The sequence below is a fragment of the Novosphingobium pentaromativorans US6-1 genome, assembly GCF_000767465.1.
GTDB lineage: Bacteria > Pseudomonadota > Alphaproteobacteria > Sphingomonadales > Sphingomonadaceae > Novosphingobium > Novosphingobium pentaromativorans.
Genome location: NZ_CP009291.1, coordinates 1,780,992 through 1,799,430, shown reverse-complemented (window position 1 = coordinate 1,799,430; position 18,439 = coordinate 1,780,992). Strand labels below are relative to the sequence as shown.

The window sequence follows — 18,439 nt, the reverse complement described above, 5'->3', positions numbered from 1 at the left end:
ATTTCTCAAGATACGAGGGTGCGCAATGACGTTGAAGACCAGGGGCGCCGAATTTCTGGGGGTCAGGTACCCCATGGTCCAGTGCGGGACGATCGTGCGTGAGCGGCCAGCCGGCATGGTGGCAATCTGATGGAGCGTGTGTTCTGCATGGAAGTGAGCCGCCGATGAGCGCTGGGACCAAGCGGGTCCTCATTGCCGGAGCGACCGGACTTGTCGGAGATGCGGCGGTCCGGGCCTTCGTCGATAGTGGCTGGGACGTGATCGCCGTTTCCAGACGGCCCCTGGACGAGGACCTGGAGGGCCGGGTTCGTCACGTTTGCGTCGATCTGACCGACAGGGATGCGTGCCGCGTTGCTTTTGGCGAGCTGCACGGGGTGACACATGTCGTCTATGCAGCGCTTTACGAAAAGCCCGGTCTGATCGCCGGATGGCGCGAGCAGGATCAGATGGACACGAACCTGGCGATGCTTGCCAATCTGTTCGATCCGCTCAGCTCTGCCAATCCCATCGCTCACATGACCTTGCTGCAGGGGACAAAGGCCTATGGCGCGCACACCGGGCCACGCGTGCTCTTGCCCGCGCGCGAAGACATGCCGCGCGATCCACATGAAAACTTCTATTGGCTTCATGAGGATTACATCAGGGAAAAGGCCGGGCATGACGGCTTCAGCTGGACCATATTCCGGCCGCAGATCGTGATGGGGGCGGTCTGGGGCGCCGCGATGAACCCGCTGATCCCGATCCAGGCCTATGCGGCGATCCGGCGCGAACTGGGGCAGGGTTTTGCTTTCCCCGGCGGCGTGCCCATGGTGTCCGAAATGGCCGATCCCCGTCTGCTCGGTGCAGCTTTCGTCTGGGCTGCAGATGCGCCTGAAGCGGCCTTCGAGACGTTCAACATCACCAATGGCGATGTGTTTTCGTGGGCAACCATGTGGCCGGTCCTGGCAGAAGTCTATGGAATGGAAACAGGTCCGGACGAAGCATGCCGTCTGGCCGAATTTCTGCCCGCCCATCGTGAAGTCTGGGATCGCATCGTCGCCCGTCACGGTTTGCGACCCATTGCGCTGGAACGGTTGCTGGGACAAAGCCATCACTATGTCGACAGGCTGCTTCGAGCCGGAAACGAAACGGTGACGCTTCCTGTACTGGTCAGCACGATCAAGCTGCGCCAGGCAGGCTTTGGTGCCTGTTACGACAGCCGGGATACTCTGCGGCACTGGACGCGCGAACTTGCGAGACGCAAGGTGATGCCGCCTTTGCCTGCCTGAAACGACCAGCAGTTCCGCTTCGGTTTTCAAGTCCGGCTGAACCGGACCTTCAGATCGACGCGATGCTGCTGATTTCCGGGAATTGTCCGGATCAGTCTTCCATCTGGAAGAGCTTGAGTGCGGTCTTGCCGAGAATCATCTGGGCGTTTTCGACCGTGGTCGCCTTGAACACAGCATCGATGGCGCTGCGGGTGTAGCCGAAGGTGCTTTCCTGGTGCGGATAGTCCGAAGACCACAGTGCCGTTTCCGGTCCGATGCGATGGAGCATCTCAAGGCCTGCAGGGTCGGTCATGAACGTGGCATAGCAATGGTTACGCCAATACCAGCTTGGTGCATGGGCAAGCTTGGGTGTGACTGTCGCGGCGAAGGAATTGTAGACCAGATCCGCATCATGAAGCATGCCGGGGATCCAGGATAGACCAGCTTCGACGAAGATGGCCTTGAGGCCCGGAAAGCGATCGAAGACGCCGCCGAAGACCAGTTGGCCCCAGTTCAGCCGGAAGCCCTGAAACTGCATGAGGCCCGAAATTCCCGCTTTGCCAGGAGCATCGTTGGGAAGCGATTCGCCGATATGGAAGGCGACCGGAAGGCCGCTGGCCTCGATCGCAGCCCAGAGGGGATCCATGCGCGGATCATTGTAATGGATCGTAGCTCCGTCACTTTCGTAATTGCCGGGCTTGATCGGTACCATGAGGCAGCGCGCGCCAAGCTCGACGCATCGGGCGACGCTTTCTTCGGCCTTCTCAGGAGCCCAGTAGCTCGGAACCATGACCGAGTAGAGCCGCCCGGGGGCCTTGGCGCAAACTTCCGCGATATGCTCGTTATAAGCGCCGAAGACGTGCTCCTTATTGGCAATTTCACCGAATATGATGAGACCGAACAGGCGCTGCGGGAAGATCAGCTCCTTCTCGACGCCTTCTATGTCGAGGTCGGCGATCCTGGCATCGACGTCGGTGAAGCCGGGATAGCACTCCAGCGTATTGCACAAGTCCGCTGCCTGCTTTTCCATCGTCATGGATTTGCCATTGATCGAAAGATCCCAGCCACCGTCCTTGAACAGCATACGTGGAGCCTGATCTTTGAGGTGTTCCGGAAAACGGTCGATCCACAGATCGCTCTCCAGAATATGGCTGTCTGCCGAAACGATGCGCGTCCCTTCGGGCCATTCGCCCGACTGCGCCTGCGGTTTGCGACGTGCAGCCACGGGCAAGCCGATCTGCTCTGGAATTTCGAGAACGAATTCTTTCAACATGGACGCATCCTCAGGCATTGGGTGTATCCGTGTCTGACGCACGGCTTGAATCACACATTCTTGTATCGGTTTCTACCATATCCAGCATAGGATCAAAAGGATTCTGGGCTTGCGTCGGTTCCGTATTGATCTGCAGTCATGGCGATTGGGGCCGGCGGGTAATGGACTTCCCGATCCGGCCCCTGTTGATCTGGTGTTGGGGGTGATTGCTCAGAGGCGGTAGAATTCCATGGCGCGTCCGCTGATGATCATGTTCTTGTCATCTTCGGGAACGCCTTCGAAGAGCTTGTCGATCCATTCCATGGAGTCCGGATACGTGGTTTCCGAGTGCGGATAGTCGGAGGACCACATGATGTTGCCGGCGCCGGGCATGTTGCGGGTGAGGATGCCGACGCGGTCGTGGATGAACGATCCGTAGATGTTCTTGTCCCAGAAATAGCTGGGCTCCTTTTCGAGCACGCTGTTCACCCAGTAGCGCTGCTTGTGCCAGGTTTCGTCCATGTAGTTGGCTGCGAAGGCGAACCAGCCCACGCCGCTTTCGATCGAGCCGAGCTTGAGGTCGGGGAAGCGCTGGAACACGCCGCCGAAGATCATGATGCCGATCGGTTCGCCCATCGAGAACTTGCTCATCAGCAGGTCGGACAGGAACCACTTGGGCTCGGTGAAGCGGGGGGTGCGGCCGCCCAGGTGGATGGTCAGGGGCATGCCCAGGTCGCAGGCCGCCTTCCAGAACGGATCGAACTCGGGGTCGGCGTAGCTGCGATCGCTTGACGCATCGCCGGTCAGCGCCATGGCTTGCGACTGGTTGGCCTGCAGCGTCTTCATCGGGGTCATCGGGAAGGCCGGGATGTTGACCGCCTTGAGGCCGAGCCTGGCGCATTCGCGCATCATCTCGATCGATTCATCGACGTCCTGCATCGGGATGTAGCCGACACCTGCGAAGCGATCGGGCGAATAGGCGCAGAAGTCTGCGAGCCAGCGGTTATAGGCCTTGAAGCTGGCCTTGAAGAGATCGGGGTTCGAGGTGCCCAGCGGGCCTCCGCCGAACAGGACGGAGGTGTCGATGCCGTCGGCATCCATGTCCTCGAGGCGGGCCTTGGGCATCCAGCCGCCGGCGCGGGCATCGGATGCGCGGCCGTGCATCTTGAAATCCTCGCCCTTGCGCCCGGCCTGTGCGCTGATCAGGTTGAGCTTGCGGCGGCGGCCTTCGAATACGACGTAGTCGCAGTCCTCGCCATGCTCGATCTTGGGGGCCTGGTCGCGAAACTCGGGCGACAGATAGTCGGCCCACATGTCGGCGGAGGGATTTACATGAGCATCGGCATCGATGATCCGGACCTTCTGGCTCTGTTTCGACTTTTCGAGCTGTTGCAGCATTATCCTGTCTCCTTCATGGAGAAATTTAGCAGGGGCGATGCGCGAATCAAATATCGGTATAGGCAGTATTGATAGGTTTCAGATATGATGCGCCTGCGGGCGAATATAGCCGGGCATGTGGCTCGCGCGCGGCTTTCGGCCCGAAGCCGCCTTGCAGGAAGCCCCGAAAATGCAGCGGCAATCATCCACCTGGACAAGACGGGAAAGGATCACGACGTCGATGACGCATGACAACAACGACGAACGCATGGCTCTGCGGCGCGAAGTCCACGCTCTCAATGACGGCATCGGCGAGATCGCCCGCCGCATCGCCGCCATCGACAAGGAAGCCGCCAGCGCCGTCAACGATGCAAGAAGGCACCTCTTCGATGCGTGGACCTACCTGTGCATCCCCCCCGAAGACGATGACGACCACTGACTATTGGGCAGTCTCGTCAATCGGATGCGGTGTCGGCGTGGATTTCCTCGGCAATGAAGGTCCTGACCCCGTTCAGGTCCAGAGCGCTGCTGATCTGGAAGACCCCCTGATCGGAGCGTCGCGTCAGTTCGGCCATCACCTTGTCGGGGTCGTCGGTCTCCATTTCGTAAATGGCGACGTAACGATGCGGCAGGGCGGCGTTCGGATCCGCAGCGATGCGGAAGCGCCGTGCCGCGACGAAGCCGGGCGCATTGAGCACATCGCCGATATGCTCATCGTTATACCACTGATTGTATTCGTCTTCGCAGCCCGGCTTCGGATCGGAAAAGACAATGAACGCATGACGCTGCACGAGAGTATGCTCCTGAGCTGGGGAAACGCTGTAATGAAGCGGCGCTCCGTGGCTGCGTCAAGCGTCTCTTATACGAGCGCGTTTTGTCGAGGGGTTGGGACAGTGCGGCTTGGCGGCTTCGTTCCCAGGTCTTCGATTGTGTAGCCGTCAGGATAGACGGTGCGCGCGAATTCCGCCAGCGCATCGGAATCACTGTCTGGGACGGGACCCTTGCCAGCCCTTCTTTTGAGCAGCGCCATGCCGATCTTGCGCATGAGGGCAGAGGGGCGCTTTACGCCGCATGCGCTCAGGATCCTGGGGTCCTGAGGCGCCAGAAGCATGGCGCGCAAGATGGGGCGCAGCGGACGAGCGACCTTCGTTCCATACCAGTCCAGCAGTTTCGCAGTCAGGATATGGTTGCGCTTTTCATAGCGACACTCATTGGCGATGTAGGTTTCCATGAACTCATAGACTCCCGCCAGTGAGTCCGGCAGCTTGGTTGGAGACCCGTAGGCCAGGGCTCTCGCACTGAAGAAAAGCCTGACCGCTTCGCGCTCCTTGTCGGTAACCGGTCTCCAGCCGAAAAGTTCGGCCGATCTGAGCGCCACCACGATTTCGTCGCAAGCTGTCGCCACGAATTCGTCGCCAGCAATGCGATAGCGGCTGTGCATCTCGCGCACGCGGTCGGCAGCTTCCTTCCCCTTGCCCTCGAACCCGTGCATGAAATTGATGGCCGTGAACAGGCCCGTATCCACGATCCGCTTATCGAGCCGCTTTTCGATTTCCCCGCTTGCGTAAAGCACGCGCGAGATTTTCGGTGCCGCGAACGTGAACATGAATTCGGCGGCCCCGGTACTGAACATGGCGGATGAAAAATCCGCGAAGAACAGGTGGGCGATCTCCACGTAGTCCTCGTCCAGATCGAGTCTTTCGATTTCGCGGAGGCGCGCGTAAGGATCGGGTTTGCCCATCCAGAGCCTCTTCTGCTTACTCATTTCATCCATTCCTTGCGGCATGATCTTTCAAGAATCGTTCGAACAGATCCCCTACGGCCACGAGCAAATGGCGACCGAAGTCGCGATTGGCGGGATCGGTGCAGTGCATGGCCGCGAACCCCATCTCTCGCAGCAGTATCATCACATGGGCGCGTGCCACGCCGCCGGCCTCGCCCGGTAACGCGGCATCTTCGAAAGCCGGAACGCTGGCCGCCAGTCCTTCGATCAGCACCTCTCCGGTGCCGCTTAGGGCTTTCGGCGCCCCGACTGCGTTACCCAGCTGGCTGAGCAATATGCTGGGGGTGCGTTCGCGTTCGATGAATTCGACCACGTCCAGCAGCCATGCGTCGATTTGGGCCCTGTCGGGGCAGGGGCCAGGCAGTTTCGCAACGACGTCGCGCGCGGCCTCGTTCCACTCGTCGGCGATCGCGGCCAGTATGTCGTCCTTATCGCTGAAGTGCGTGTAGATCGTCGAACGCCGAGTGCCTGCTGCCGCTGCCACTTCCTCAAGCGTCGCGGCGCGGAAGCCGCGGGCGCTGAAGACTTCGCGCGCCGCGTCAAGGATCAGGGAGCGCGTGAATCTGCGCTGGGCCTTGCGCAGCGATACGGGTTCTGCAGTGGCGGATGGGTTCGTCATTTCCGACACGGTTATCGAAAAATGGACACAATGTCCATAAAGTGTTTGCAGTGTTGCCGATTGGGACTTTCTGGCGTAGGTCGTTCGCGTCCTGCAATTGGGTGCGCCAATACCGATTACCGGAGGTCGCTTGATTGGAATCGGCGGATGGAATAGCGCCTCGAATGCGAAGGCGTGGAGGATCGGCCGCTCTCGAAGCTGCTCCTGGCCATTCAGCGCCGCCGGCTTGGCTGTAGAATTCATGGGAGAACAAGATGGCGGGTATCCGCAGCAAGTGCGAAGCGCAAACGACGCTGGGGGCCTGGGTGGCGCTCGGCAACTCGATTTCGGTCGAGGTCGTGGGCAAGGCCGGCTACGATTGGGTCATCCTGGATACGCAGCACGGAGGCATAACCTGGGATAATCTCGCCGGCGCCCTGCAGGCGTTGGAACTTGGTGAAACGGGCGGATTCGTGCGGGTAGGCTGGACCGATGCGCGGCTTATCATGCGGGCGCTCGATCTCGGAGCGGCCGGCGTGATAGTGCCCATGGTGTCCACTGCCGAGCAGGCGAAGATCGCTGCACAGGCCGTTCGTTATCCCCCTGCCGGCAATCGCTCTTACGGGCCGGTGCGCAATTACTACGCTGGAGGTGGCAGGGACGCCGAAGATCCGCTTTGCTTCGTGATGATCGAAACGGCCGAAGGCCTTCAGAATGTGGATGCCATCGCCGCGACTCCCGGCGTCGACGGACTTTTCGTCGGATCGATGGACCTCGCTCTGGCGTTGGGCCTGGGTCTGTCCACCACTATGGAGGAGCCCGTATTCAAGGCCATTGACGAGGTCGTCGCCGCGTGTGAGCGGCATGGCAAGATCCCCGGCTGCGGCACCTTGGGGCTTCCCAATGCCAAGGAACTGATGGGGCGGGGCGTTCGCTTCCTTGCAGCCGGAAGCGACGTTGGCCATCTTCGGCGGGGCGCTGCAGCCGATGTCGCGACTTTCCGGCAGTGGGTGGAGAAGCCGGAGGCGTGAACGACCGGTCGCCGTTTTCGGAACGGGTCATAGTCGGGGCCATGTCCCACCCTTCCGTATTGCCGGTGACGCGGTGGGTCCGGCCAACGGTCATTGTCTGGACGCCGATCGGTGTCTAGACCACCGCTAGATCCGAAGCCCGGCGATGAGTCCGGGCGCGGAGATCCCGAGGAGACGTGATGCCTTTATTGACCGAGCTGGATGTGCCATGCCGTCGCTGCGGCGCCATATTCGATGATCTTGCGGCGCCTGTGACCGCCTTGCTTCGTCGAGTGAGGTGACGGAAATGGGTTCTGCATATTTCCGCGAGTTTCGGCTGCACTGGCCGAACCTGCTTGGCTCGGCCCTGGGGCTCGCCTTCGGCATGGCGATCAACCAGTACATCCTCAATCTCTTCGGTCCCGCCATGATTGCCGAATTCGGGTGGAGCAAGGCGCAATTCGCGCTGGTCGGCTCCTTCGGTATCGTCGGTCTCGTGGCCATGCCGATCGCGGGGCGCATTGCCGATCGCTACGGACCGCGCAAGGCGGCCATGATCGGCTACGCGGTAGTTCCGGCATGCTATTTCGCGTTCAGTCTGATGAACGGCGAGATCTGGCAATTCTACGCGCTGACCCTGGTGAAGGGCACAGTCGGCATATTGACGACGACGATGGTCTTCACCCGCGTGGTAGTGGAGCGTTTCGACAGCGCGCGCGGGCTGGCCCTGTCCTGTCTCTTGAGCTGTACGCCGCTGGTTGGAGCGATCGCGGCGCCGATCTTCGGATCGGTGATCGAAACCGCGGGCTGGCGAACGGCCTACCAGTTGATGGCGCTGGTGTCCTTGTGTGGTGGATTGGCTGCGATCCTGCTGATGGGCAAGTCCCGTGGACACGGGCACGCCAAGGTCGTCGCCGGCCCGAAGATGCATTGGGCGGAACTGCGCGGCATGTTCGGCAACCGCGTCTTCCTGCTACTGCTGGGCGGCATGTTCTTCTGCAATATCCCGCAGACTCTGGTTTACGGACAGATGAGCCTGATGCTGGCGGAGAACGGAATTCCCCTCAGTCAATCGGCAGCGCTCGTTTCGGTCTATGCGCTGTGTGTCGTTGTCGGTCGCTTCCTGTGCGGTTTTGCTCTGGACAAGATTTCTCCCCATGTCGTTGCGGTTTTTGCCCTTGGCCCGCCTGCTTTCGCTTATGTGGCGATCGCTTCGGGCGCCGACGCTTTCGCCGTACTCGCAGGATCGATCGCGGTTATTGGCCTGGCGCAGGGCGCGGAGACCGATGTGGCGGCCTATCTGACTTCGCGTCGCTTTGCCCTTGCGCACTACAGCTTCATTTTCAGCCTGCTGATGGTCGGATCCGGCCTTGCCAGTGCCATCGGCTCAGTGGTCATGAGCATGACCCTTGCTGGTACCGAAAGCTACGACACATTCCTCTACATTGCAGCGTTGGCCACGATCGGGGGGGCGCTGTGTTTCTACTTTACAGGCGGGCGAGCGCAGCCCGAGGTTGCCGATGACCAACTGCTGGCAGCCAGACTGGCAAGCGCGGACTGACTCCTGCGGTCCTGTTGCAAAGCAGAGGATCTCGCCGCTGCGGGATGACGGAAAGGACATACTGAATGCTGGAGAAGACCGCGCTTTCGATCCCGCGTACGCTTGAGGGAGCGCTCGATGCCGACTGGTTGAGTGAAATTCTTGCCCCTGTGGCGAGCGGCGCACGTGTCGCCCAGGTCGAGTTGGTCGATCCCGTTCAGATCAACCAGACGATCAAGGCAACCATCGTTCGTTTCCGCGTCGGTTTCGAAAACGGTCAGTCCGAGGCGCTCTGCCTGAAAGGATATCTCGACCGGCCGGACGAGAAGCCCGGCGTCGCCGGAATGCGCGAAACGCGTTTCTACAGAGATCTGGCGGGAAGGGTTGCATTCCGGCACCCGGAGCCCGTCGCGATGCCCTACGATGACCAGACCGACTTCGGCATTCGGTACATGCGCGATCTGAAAGCCCAGGGGGCGCATTTCTGCTCGGCTCTCGAACCATTCGATGCAACACGCACCGCTCGCAGTCTGGAACAACTGGCGACGCTGCATGCCAGCTATCTCACTCTGGGGCCGGTAGAAGATCTCGCCTGGACGGGACGCAACATTGACTGGATTGCGAATGTCGTGCCGGTCGAACTGTTGCAAGGCCTGCTTGCGGATGAGCGCAGCGTGGGCATTCCCGAAGCGCAGCGCGACGCGCATCGATTGATGGCCGCTCTCAAGGCGCTGAATGCGGTGGACGAGAAGCGGCGACCTTTCCTGATCCACGGCGATTGCCATGCCGGCAACCTGTTCGAAATTGCCGCTGGGGCCGGCCTGATCGACTTTGAGCTGGTTCAGCGCGGCGGTTGGTCGCTGGACGTGGCCTATCACATCAATGCGACGCTGCCGGTCGCAGTGGCTGAACAGGAAGAGCGGACGCTGCTTCGCCATTATCTGGAGACAGCCAGAAGACTGGGAAGCGAAGTACCCGACGATGAGGAAGCGTGGGCGGAATATCGCATGAGCGTGGTCTATGGGTATTTCCTGTGGGCAATCACGCGGACGGTCGATCGGAAGATCATTGACGCATTCTGCCATCGCCTCAGCCATGCTGTTGCGCGGCATGACAGCTTTCGAATGCTCGGAGTTTGACGCTCCGGCTGTTCCTCCCGGTTTCAGTCTGGTAATGCCTTCAGAACGCGTTATGGACGCATGAGCGCAAATTGGGCCATGCGAGCGTCAAGACAATCGGAAATACCAAATCTGGCGGAGGATGAAATTGGCTGAGAGCGGTTGGGACGAGCAGTTCGACTTCATCGTGGTGGGCAGCGGCGGCGGCGGCATGGTTGCGGCACTGGCGGCGGCCGAATCCAGCGAAAAGGTATTGCTCCTGGAGAGCACGGACAAATTCGGTGGATCGACCGGAATGTCGGGCGGCATATTGTGGGTTCCCAACAATCCGCTTCAGGCGGGCGATGGCGTGGAAGACTCGCGTGATGCAGGCGCGGCCTATCTCGATGCGTTGACCCCGAACGATCCCACGCCACTGGCCGCGGAACGGCGCGAGGCGTTTCTCGACACCGCACCCCAGGTTGTGAACTTCATGCTTCGCAAGGGCATTCCCCTCAAGCGTTGCGAAGGATGGTCGGACTATCACGACGAATTGCCCGGCGGTTGCGCGAGGGGGCGGTCCGTGATCGCCGACAATTTCGATCTGCGCGAACTGGGCGACAAGGCGGACAAGCTTCGTGTCGGCAATTTCCCCTTGCCGGTTACCTGGCCCGGACCGCGCGACCTTGCGTTGATCCGCCGGACGTTTCGCGGGTTCATGGCGGGGGTCAAGCTATCGGCCTATGTCGCCTGGATGAAAATTCGCGGTGCCCGACTCGTATCCATGGGAGCGGCCCTGCAAGGTCGGATGCTGAAGCTGATCTACGCCACCCGGGGCATCGATCTGCGCACCGAAGCGCCGGTCGTCGATCTGGTCAAGGAAGGCGAACGGGTCATGGGCGTTATAGCCCAGATCGGCGGCAAGCAGACTCGCATTCGAGCGAGCCGCGGCGTCCTGATCTGCAGCGGCGGGTTTGCGCGAAATCAGGACATGCGTGACGAATACATGCCCAAGCCGACGCACGACGACTGGTCGCACACCAATGCGGGTGACCTCGGCGGGCCGATCGCGATGGCTATGGAAAAGGGTGCCCAAAGCTACTTCGACGGCAATGCGATCTGGCTGGTCTCTTCACGAAACCCTGACGGCTCCAAGGTCTTCCACCTGAATGACCTGGCCAAGCCGCACTGCATCATGGTCGACAGGCAGGGCAGGCGATTCAGTGATGAATCGGGCTCCTACATGCAGAACGGGCTCAACATGTACGCTGCGGGTGCGGTTCCTGCGTGGGTTGTTCTCGATAGTAGGCATCGCAGTCGATATCCCTGGGGGATCATGCTCCCCGGAAAGACGCCGGACGCGTTGATCGCATCGGGATACATGAAAAAGGCGGAGACCCTTGAGGATCTTGCGCGGCAATGCGGCATCGATGCCAATGGCCTCAAACAGGGCGTGGATCGTTTCAACGGCTTTGCCAGAACCGGGGTCGACGAGGATTTCCAACGCGGCGCCAACAGCTACGACAAGGTTTTCGGCGATCCTTCGGTCAAGCCGAATCCGTGCCTGGGCACGATAGAAAAGGCGCCCTTCTACGCGATCGAAGTCTTTCCCGGCGACGTCGGGACGGTCGGGGGATTGGTGGTGGACCGTCATGCACGCGTCGTCGATGGGCAGGGAACGCCAATTCCCGGTCTCTACGCCGCAGGAAACTGCGCCGCGCCTATCTTCGGGCGCACTTATCCGGGCGCCGGGGCGAGCATCGCCGGCACATGTACATTTGGCTATCTCGCTGCGCGCCATGCGATGGGTGCGAACGACGCACACGCATGATGCGTGACGGCTGGCAGGCGAACGATGCTGTCTGTTCCGGGGGGACGAGCGGTATCGGATGGAGCGGCAGCGGCGGGCAAGAAACCGGTGTCGGGTCTGACGTGGAGCAGGCGATCGAGAGCGATTCCGGCGATGCAGGAATCAACTACTTCTATTCCCTGATCGACGACGAATACGTCCCCAGCGGCATCGGCACCAGTCCGTGGAGCCGCGATGCGCAGAACGGTATCGCTTTGGCGGGACTCGCGGCGCATGTGCTGGAATCCATGCCTGGCGGGGAGGGCATGCATCCTGCACGATTGCAGATCGATATTCTCGGCAAGGTCCCGATGGTGCCGCTTCGGCCTGAAGTGCGGGTCGTGCGACCGGGGCGGCGCATTCAGATGCTGGAACTGGAATTGCAGGCGGAGGGGCGTGCCAGGGCCAAGGCGTCCCTGCTGCGGGTTCGAAAGACCCATACGCCCGATGTGTCAGTGCCTTGCACGGTCGATTTTCCGGAATCCGAGCGTCCCCTGGAGCCATCTCCTCATTCGGACGGATATCGGTTGCAGGGGAATTTGCACAGGCCTGGTCCGGGCATGCGGTGGCTGCGGATGTTGGTCGATGTCGTGGAGGGGCACAGCGCGACCATGTTCGAGCGGGCCGCCATGTCGGCGGACTTCGGAACCGGCACCGCTTCGCTGCTTTCGCGCAAGGAGTGGTCGCTGGCCAATATAGACATTTCGCTCCACCTGACCCGCCTGCCTCGTGACGAATGGCTTCTGCTCGATGCCAGCAGCGAAAGTGCCGGCAACGGCGTGGGATTGGCCAATCTGCGCCTTGGCGACAGGGAGGGCATGATTGGTTGGGGGCACCAGACCATTTTCGTAGACACCCTGAGAGGGGTGCAATGATGTTGGAAAGCTCGCCCGTCACCGCGGCGTTGACCACGCGCGCAGCGCTGGATATTCGGATTGCAATCGCACGAGGCAGGCAGTCGCCAAATGCCGGCATGACGATGATCCGTAATGCGACATTGCAGGGGGACTGGCGGGAGAGACTGACGCCTTGCGTCGCTTATCGGGCGACGCAAGCCAGGAAGATAGTTGAACAAGAAGGCAAATTATAATGAAACAACCGTTGGAAGGACTGCGCGTTCTCGATCTGGGCCGCTATCTTGCGGCGCCCTGGTGCACGCAATTGCTGGGCGATCTGGGGGCTGAGGTCATCAAGGTGGAGCGACCGGGCAAGGGCGACGACATGCGCTCCTACGGCCCCCCCTTTCTGAAGAACCGCGAGGGCGAGGACGACGATTCCCCTTATTACATCTCCTCCAATCGCAACAAGAAATCGGTCACGGTCAACATCGCCAATCCTGACGGCGCGCAATTGATTCGCGACCTGGCGCGTGAGTGCGATATCCTGGTCGAGAACTACAAGGTCGGCGACCTGAAGCGCTTCGGCCTCGATTACAACACGCTCAAGGATGTCAATCCGCACCTCATCTACTGCTCGGTCACCGGCTTCGGGCAAAGCGGACCCGATTGTCACCGCCCTGGACTGGACAGCCTGTTCCAGGCGACCTGCGGACTGATGAGCGTGACGGGAGAAGCCGATGGCGCGCCGCAGAAGGTAGGTGTGCCGATTTCGGACTTCATCGCGGGCATGTACGCGACCGTCGCGATCCTGGCTGCGTTGCGCCACCGGGAGATAAACGGCGGAGAAGGGCAGCATATCGACATTGCCCTGCTGGACAGCACGATTTCGGCCTTCACCAGCATCATGCAGGGCTACCTTGTGAGCGGAATTGTCCCCATGCGTGCGGGTTCGTCGACGCCGGGTAACGACCCGGCCGGCCAGTTCACCTGTTCCGATGGCGACCTGATCCTTTCGGCGGGTGCAGACAACCAGTTCAAGGCGCTGGCCAAGGTCATCGATCGTCCCGAATGGGCCGACGCGCCTGAATTCGCCACGCGGCCCCTGCGCGTCAGCAATCGCGACATCATCAATGCCGGGATCAACGAGTCTCTTTCGGCCCACCCGCGGCATTACTGGTTTGAAAAGTTGCAGGCAGCCGGGATCATGTGCGCGCCGATCAACACGATGGCCGAAGCCCTTGAAGAGCCGCAAGTGAAGCATCGCGGCGTGGTCATCGAGATCGAGCACCCGCGCGCGGGTCCGGTGCCCATCATTGCCAATCCGATGCGCATGTCGGGTACGCCGATACCCACGCCTCGGATTTCGCCAGATGTGGGTCAGCATACCGACGAAGTTCTGCAAGCCGTGCTGGACAAGTCCAGTGAGGATATCGAAGCGCTTCGCCGGAACGGCGCCATCTAGGCCCTGGCTGGCCAGCGGGGCGGGACTCGATCCAGGGGTACCGTCCGCGCGGGCGCCCGGAAAATAGAGAGTGCCGCATCTATGTGGCGATGAAATTGCTTGGCCAGCGTAGTTGAACGGAGAGAGGATCATGTCACTTGAGACCGTCGCGACAGCGACCCGGCAGGACGGCGCCGCAGGCGCAAAGCTGGACGACACGAACCCAAACGGCGTGTTTCGGCCCCTTGCGCCTCGAGCCCCGACGCAGGATCTGGAGCAGGCAAAGCGCGACCTGCAGGACACCGGCCTGTGCCTCATCGCCGATGCCCTTTCGCCCGATCAGTTGGAGCGCACGCGCAGCGCTCTTTATCGGGCGGCCGAAGAGGACCTGACATATGGAAGCCCGGAGCGGCGCCGAGGCGCCGATTTCGATGAATCGAACCAGCGCATCTGGGGACTGCTCAACCGTAGCCCGCTGTTCGCCGACCTTGCCGAACATCCCGCTTCGGTCGACATTCTGACCCATCTGCTCGGTCCGAACTTCCTGCTTTCCAGCATGTCAGCGAACATCGCCGGACCCGGGCATGGGGGCATGATAATGCACTCCGATCAGCTGTTCGTGCCGCAGCCCTGGCCGGAGGTCCCGCAGGGCGCCAATGTATTCTGGTGTCTGGACGATTTCACCGAAGAGAACGGTGGCACCATGGTGGCGCCGGGTAGTCACCTTCTCAATCGCCCTGCAGTCGAGGGCAAGGACGACGCTTCGCTGGTGCCGTTGGTCGCCAAGGCAGGAACGATGTGCGTCATGGAAGGGCGTGTGTGGCACAAGACCGGCTGCAATCGCACCACCGACCAGCGCCGCGCGGGGGTGTTCGGCTGGTACGTTTCACCAATCTACCGCACGCAGGAAAACTGGTTCCTGTCGCTTAACCCGCTAGTGATCCAGCGTGCGTCGGAAACCCTGCTGCGAATGCTGGGCTATCGGGTGGACGGTATCTTTTTCGGCCATGTCAACGGTTACGAACCCTTGCCAAGGACACTCGACTGGTAACTGCAGGCGCGTTGGCGCGGGGCCGGGCTTCATCTGCGGCGGGACGACATGGCAAGCGCCGACGCCGTTCATCTTTCCGGCGTGTTTTGCGAATTGGGCAACGGCAAGGCGCACCGGGAGTTGCAGCGGAATCCCCGACCCCTGGAGGAATCCGTGTCCGACGCGCTGGCGTGGTTACGGCAGCATGAAGCATGGCAGCGCGGGGCCGAAAGCGTAGTGCCCCGAACAAGCGCGCCAATGGGAGAGACTGCGATGCGCGTGGTGCAATTCGCCGAATACGGACCGCCGGAGGTCTTGCATCAGGCCGAGATGGAATGTCCTGTTGCGGGGCCGGGAGAGATAATTCTGCGGGTAGGCGCAGCGGCTGTGAACCCGGCCGATACCAAGTGGCGGCAGGGCATGTTTCGCGATGTGGCGCCGCTCACGTTTCCCCATGTGGTCGGATACGACGTCGCAGGGACCATCGCGGCGACAGGAGAAGGCGTGGAACTGCTGCCGGGGCGCCGGGGCGTAGCCATGCTGTCGATGGGCAGCAAGGGCGGCTATGCGGAGTTTGCGCGATTGCCCGCCTCCGATTTCGTGCCGATCCCCGAAACGATGGATCTCGCGGTGGCAGCCGCGCTGCCGACGGCCGGGTTGACGGGCTATCAGTTGATTGAGGATCATCTTCGGCCGTCGCCTGGCGAAACCGTGCTCATCACCGGGGCGACGGGCGCGGTCGGGCGCTTCGCGGTGCATGCGGCGCTGGCGCTAGGGGCCCGTGTTGTTGCTGCCGTGCGAGCCGGACGGGAGGATGAGGCACGCGCTTTGGGCGCCGTCAAAGTCTTCGAGCTCGAACCGATCGATCCGTCCGCCGAGATCCCGCACTTCGACCATGTCTGCGATACGGTTGGCGGGGCGGCGGTCGCGCGCATCTGCGAGCGATTGTCCGGGGCTGGCCGGATCGGGACAGCGGCGACCACACCGATCCCCATGCAAGGCCTTGCCGGCCCGCCCGAAATGATGGTCGTCCGCCCCGATCCTTCACGACTGGCGGATCTGGTGCAGCTGGTCGCGCAAGGAGACTTGTCGGTGCCCATCGCCTGCCGGTTGCCGCTGGAAAGCGCTCCATTCGCGCATCATTTGATCGAGCGGGGAGGTCTCTCGGGCAAGGTTGTCCTCGAACCCTGACTGAGCGCGATGGGCCCTGTCCCAGCGCAGCCGGCGGGGAAGGGCATACCGATGAAACCGTTCAGTCTTGCTTGCGCCGTTGAAGAAACAACGTCTGCTGGGCGATGCCGAACATCCCATCGCGATCGCCGAGCCGGCTCTGGACAATGCCGATGCCGTTCCCGCTGCTCTCGCTGGCGCTGTCGATGAGCAGCCAATCCCCGCGCGGGAAGCGCGTGAGATGCAAGGTGATCTCGGTATTGGCCATGGTCCATTCCTCCCGGGGGAGGAGCCGCCCCGTCGCTGTGCCATAGTCCGCGATGATGCAGGCCATGGCATAAGGGGAAAGCGGGATTTCGGGCGCGACCTGGGCGTTGAGCCTGATCCAGCGCGCGCCGGGGCCAGGCTTTGTCGGCGCGTCGCCACACCAGCACACTTCGGCCCACAGGCCCAGCGGTGAGGTGTGCTTCTCTATGTCCGTGGGGAAGGGGCGGGTAAGCGGATGTTCCAGGCGAGGCGATTCCTCTATCCGCGTCCGCATGGCAGTTGCCCGAACGCGGGGAACGCCGTCGACGACCAGTTCGATCTCGGCCAACTGCAGACGCTTGCCTTCACGAATGACGCGGCTGCTGACGTCGATCGGCGCCATCGGAACCGCACCAAGGATGTCGATGGTCGTGCGTGCCGGATGCATCGGGCCAAGGCTCGGGACTCCTTCCAGCACATGGGCGGCGAGACCGGCGAGAGCTATGCCGGTTTGAGAATTGGGATCCCATGGACTGACCCCGCGGCCCGTCGGTACGAACCTGTCGCCCTGACGATGATAAAACGGCTGCACCGTCGATTGTGTCATTCCACCTTCCGTCTATAACATGGATTGAAAGAGAGGCCGTTCCACCACGCAATCGTGAAGTCTGCGGAAACGGGATGGCGGTTAACGGGATGGCGGCTTGAGGGAACTCGCGTCGCCGGCGCGCTACATGCATCATGGCGCGCGTGCCAGCAAGGGTAACCAGTACCTGTTCTAGTGACGGGAGCGAATTGCACACAATGATGCTTGAGACAGGCCCCGCAGCCCTATAGGTCGTTGCCGGTCGAACGCTGAATACAAAGGAGGGGCAATGGAAACGATATTAACTGATATTGAGAACAGCATCCTGACGATCACGCTGAATCGTCCGGACAAGCTCAACGCTTTCAATGCTAAGATGGCCACCGAATTGCTGGCCGCTTTCGACCGGGCGGATTCCGACGATGACGTCCGCGCGATCATCGTCACCGGCGCGGGGCGGGGATTCTGCGCCGGAGCGGACCTGTCCGGAGGCAGCGCGACATTCGATTTCGAAAACCGCCCCGACAAGGCGGCGTTGGGCTCGCCGATCAGGCCGGACGGCACCGTGGATTATGGCCATGAGGCCGTTCGCGATCATGCCGGAAGGGTCTCGATGCGGATCCATGATCTGCTCAAGCCCGTGATCGGGGCGATCAACGGGGCAGCAGTCGGGGCAGGTATCACCATGACGTTGGCGATGGACGTGCGGCTGGTATCGGAGAATGCCAAGATCGGTTTTCCCTTTGTTCGCCGCGGGATCGTGCCAGAGGGTACTTCCTCCTATTTCCTGCCGCGCCTTGTAGGCATCAGCCAGGCCATGGAATGGTGTGCAACGGGCCGGGTGTTTGATGCGCAGGAAGCGCTGGCAGGCGGGCTGGTGCGTTCGGTCCATGCCCCTGACGATCTTCTGCCCTCTGCCCGGAAGCTGGCCGCTGAAATGGCCGAGGGTGCGCCGGTGGCGATGGCCCTGACCCGCCAGATGATGTGGCGCGGCCTAGGTTACAGCAGTCCGATGGAAGCGCACAGGATTGAAAGCCGCGGCGTCTATACGCGCGGACAGACGGCCGACGTCAAGGAAGGCGTCGATGCCTTCCTGGAAAAGCGCGCGGCTTCGTTCCCCGACAAGGTGTCGAAGGACATGCCGGACTACTTTCCCTGGTGGACGTCGCCGGAGTTTGGCTGAACAGGGCGCGGTGGCTTGCGAGTCTGCCGTAATCGCATGGCCATGATATCTTCAGTGAACCCTTTAATATTTGACACGATGTGGATCATGGTTGACCGAGGCATCAAGTGGCCGCGCTGGCCAGCAAGAACCGTTCACCGGCCTGAATACGGCGCCGCTTCCTGACCGTGAAGGCGGGGGGATACAAAGGT

General features: G+C 61.5%; 17 protein-coding genes. 11 read left to right on the top strand and 6 right to left on the bottom strand.

Annotated features, from left to right (window positions below; translation table 11 throughout):
* Nucleotides 1-164: 164 nt before the first annotated feature.
* Nucleotides 165-1,268 carry an SDR family oxidoreductase gene (locus JI59_RS08275; protein WP_007013220.1) on the top strand — a complete coding sequence of 368 codons (1,104 nt, stop codon included), beginning with the start codon at nucleotides 165-167 and terminating at the stop codon, nucleotides 1,266-1,268.
* Nucleotides 1,269-1,359: 91 nt separating this feature from the next.
* Here the strand turns inward: JI59_RS08275 and JI59_RS08270 are convergent, their stop codons facing one another.
* Entirely contained in the window at nucleotides 1,360-2,520 is a 1,161-nt protein-coding gene (locus JI59_RS08270) for an amidohydrolase family protein (RefSeq protein ID WP_052117863.1), read from the bottom strand.
* Nucleotides 2,521-2,730: 210 nt separating this feature from the next.
* Nucleotides 2,731-3,897: an amidohydrolase family protein gene (locus JI59_RS08265; protein ID WP_007013222.1), complete on the bottom strand. Its 1,167-nt coding sequence runs from the start codon at nucleotides 3,895-3,897 to the stop codon at nucleotides 2,731-2,733.
* 220 nt (nucleotides 3,898-4,117) lie between these two features.
* On the opposite strand from JI59_RS08265, the gene JI59_RS08260 reads away from it, so the two are divergent.
* Nucleotides 4,118-4,315, top strand: a complete 198-nt coding sequence (locus JI59_RS08260; protein WP_007013224.1) for a hypothetical protein — start codon at nucleotides 4,118-4,120, stop codon at nucleotides 4,313-4,315.
* 16 nt (nucleotides 4,316-4,331) lie between these two features.
* On the opposite strand, the gene JI59_RS08255 is transcribed toward JI59_RS08260, so the two are convergent.
* From JI59_RS08255 to JI59_RS25615, 3 genes are all read right to left on the bottom strand, one after another.
* The gene (locus tag JI59_RS08255) at nucleotides 4,332-4,667 is read right to left on the bottom strand and encodes a DUF4286 family protein (protein ID WP_007013225.1); all 336 of its coding nucleotides are present in this window, start codon (nucleotides 4,665-4,667) and stop codon (nucleotides 4,332-4,334) included.
* 68 nt (nucleotides 4,668-4,735) lie between these two features.
* On the bottom strand, nucleotides 4,736-5,641 hold the full coding sequence (locus JI59_RS08250; protein WP_038575823.1) for an oxygenase MpaB family protein: 906 nt from the start codon (nucleotides 5,639-5,641) through the stop codon (nucleotides 4,736-4,738).
* A gap of 1 nt (nucleotide 5,642) precedes the next feature.
* Nucleotides 5,643-6,278 (bottom strand): TetR/AcrR family transcriptional regulator, encoded by a 636-nt coding sequence (locus JI59_RS25615; RefSeq protein WP_052117862.1) that lies wholly within the window; start codon nucleotides 6,276-6,278, stop codon nucleotides 5,643-5,645.
* A 254-nt stretch (nucleotides 6,279-6,532) separates the two neighbouring features.
* Here JI59_RS25615 and JI59_RS08240 point away from each other — a divergent pair, with 254 nt between their 5' ends.
* From JI59_RS08240 to JI59_RS08200, 8 genes are all read left to right on the top strand, one after another.
* A complete protein-coding gene (locus JI59_RS08240) occupies nucleotides 6,533-7,288 on the top strand; it encodes an HpcH/HpaI aldolase family protein (RefSeq protein WP_007013228.1) in 756 nt (251 codons plus the stop codon).
* 286 nt (nucleotides 7,289-7,574) lie between these two features.
* Nucleotides 7,575-8,828 (top strand): MFS transporter, encoded by a 1,254-nt coding sequence (locus JI59_RS08235; protein WP_007013230.1) that lies wholly within the window; start codon nucleotides 7,575-7,577, stop codon nucleotides 8,826-8,828.
* 65 nt (nucleotides 8,829-8,893) lie between these two features.
* A complete protein-coding gene (locus JI59_RS08230; protein WP_007013231.1) occupies nucleotides 8,894-9,946 on the top strand; it encodes a phosphotransferase in 1,053 nt (350 codons plus the stop codon).
* Between the two features lie 121 nt (nucleotides 9,947-10,067).
* Complete coding sequence (locus JI59_RS08225) at nucleotides 10,068-11,735, top strand: FAD-binding protein (protein ID WP_007013232.1); 1,668 nt, start codon at nucleotides 10,068-10,070, stop codon at nucleotides 11,733-11,735.
* The gene (locus JI59_RS08220) at nucleotides 11,735-12,628 is read left to right on the top strand and encodes a thioesterase family protein (RefSeq protein WP_203226092.1); all 894 of its coding nucleotides are present in this window, start codon (nucleotides 11,735-11,737) and stop codon (nucleotides 12,626-12,628) included. The genes JI59_RS08225 and JI59_RS08220 overlap by 1 nt, the downstream gene beginning before the upstream one ends.
* 214 nt (nucleotides 12,629-12,842) lie before the next feature.
* On the top strand, nucleotides 12,843-14,054 hold the full coding sequence (locus JI59_RS08210; RefSeq protein ID WP_038575814.1) for a CaiB/BaiF CoA transferase family protein: 1,212 nt from the start codon (nucleotides 12,843-12,845) through the stop codon (nucleotides 14,052-14,054).
* 130 nt (nucleotides 14,055-14,184) lie between these two features.
* Nucleotides 14,185-15,084, top strand: coding sequence for a phytanoyl-CoA dioxygenase family protein (locus tag JI59_RS25610; RefSeq protein ID WP_007013235.1), 900 nt, complete (start codon nucleotides 14,185-14,187; stop codon nucleotides 15,082-15,084).
* Nucleotides 15,085-15,336: 252 nt separating this feature from the next.
* Nucleotides 15,337-16,254, top strand: coding sequence for an NADP-dependent oxidoreductase (locus tag JI59_RS08200; protein ID WP_038577326.1), 918 nt, complete (start codon nucleotides 15,337-15,339; stop codon nucleotides 16,252-16,254).
* Nucleotides 16,255-16,315: 61 nt separating this feature from the next.
* Here JI59_RS08200 and JI59_RS08195 read toward each other — a convergent pair whose 3' ends face one another.
* The gene (locus tag JI59_RS08195; protein WP_007013237.1) at nucleotides 16,316-17,086 is read right to left on the bottom strand and encodes a thioesterase family protein; all 771 of its coding nucleotides are present in this window, start codon (nucleotides 17,084-17,086) and stop codon (nucleotides 16,316-16,318) included.
* Nucleotides 17,087-17,354: 268 nt separating this feature from the next.
* Here JI59_RS08195 and JI59_RS08190 point away from each other — a divergent pair, with 268 nt between their 5' ends.
* Entirely contained in the window at nucleotides 17,355-18,248 is an 894-nt protein-coding gene (locus JI59_RS08190; RefSeq protein WP_007013238.1) for a crotonase/enoyl-CoA hydratase family protein, read from the top strand.
* Nucleotides 18,249-18,439 lie beyond the last annotated feature (191 nt).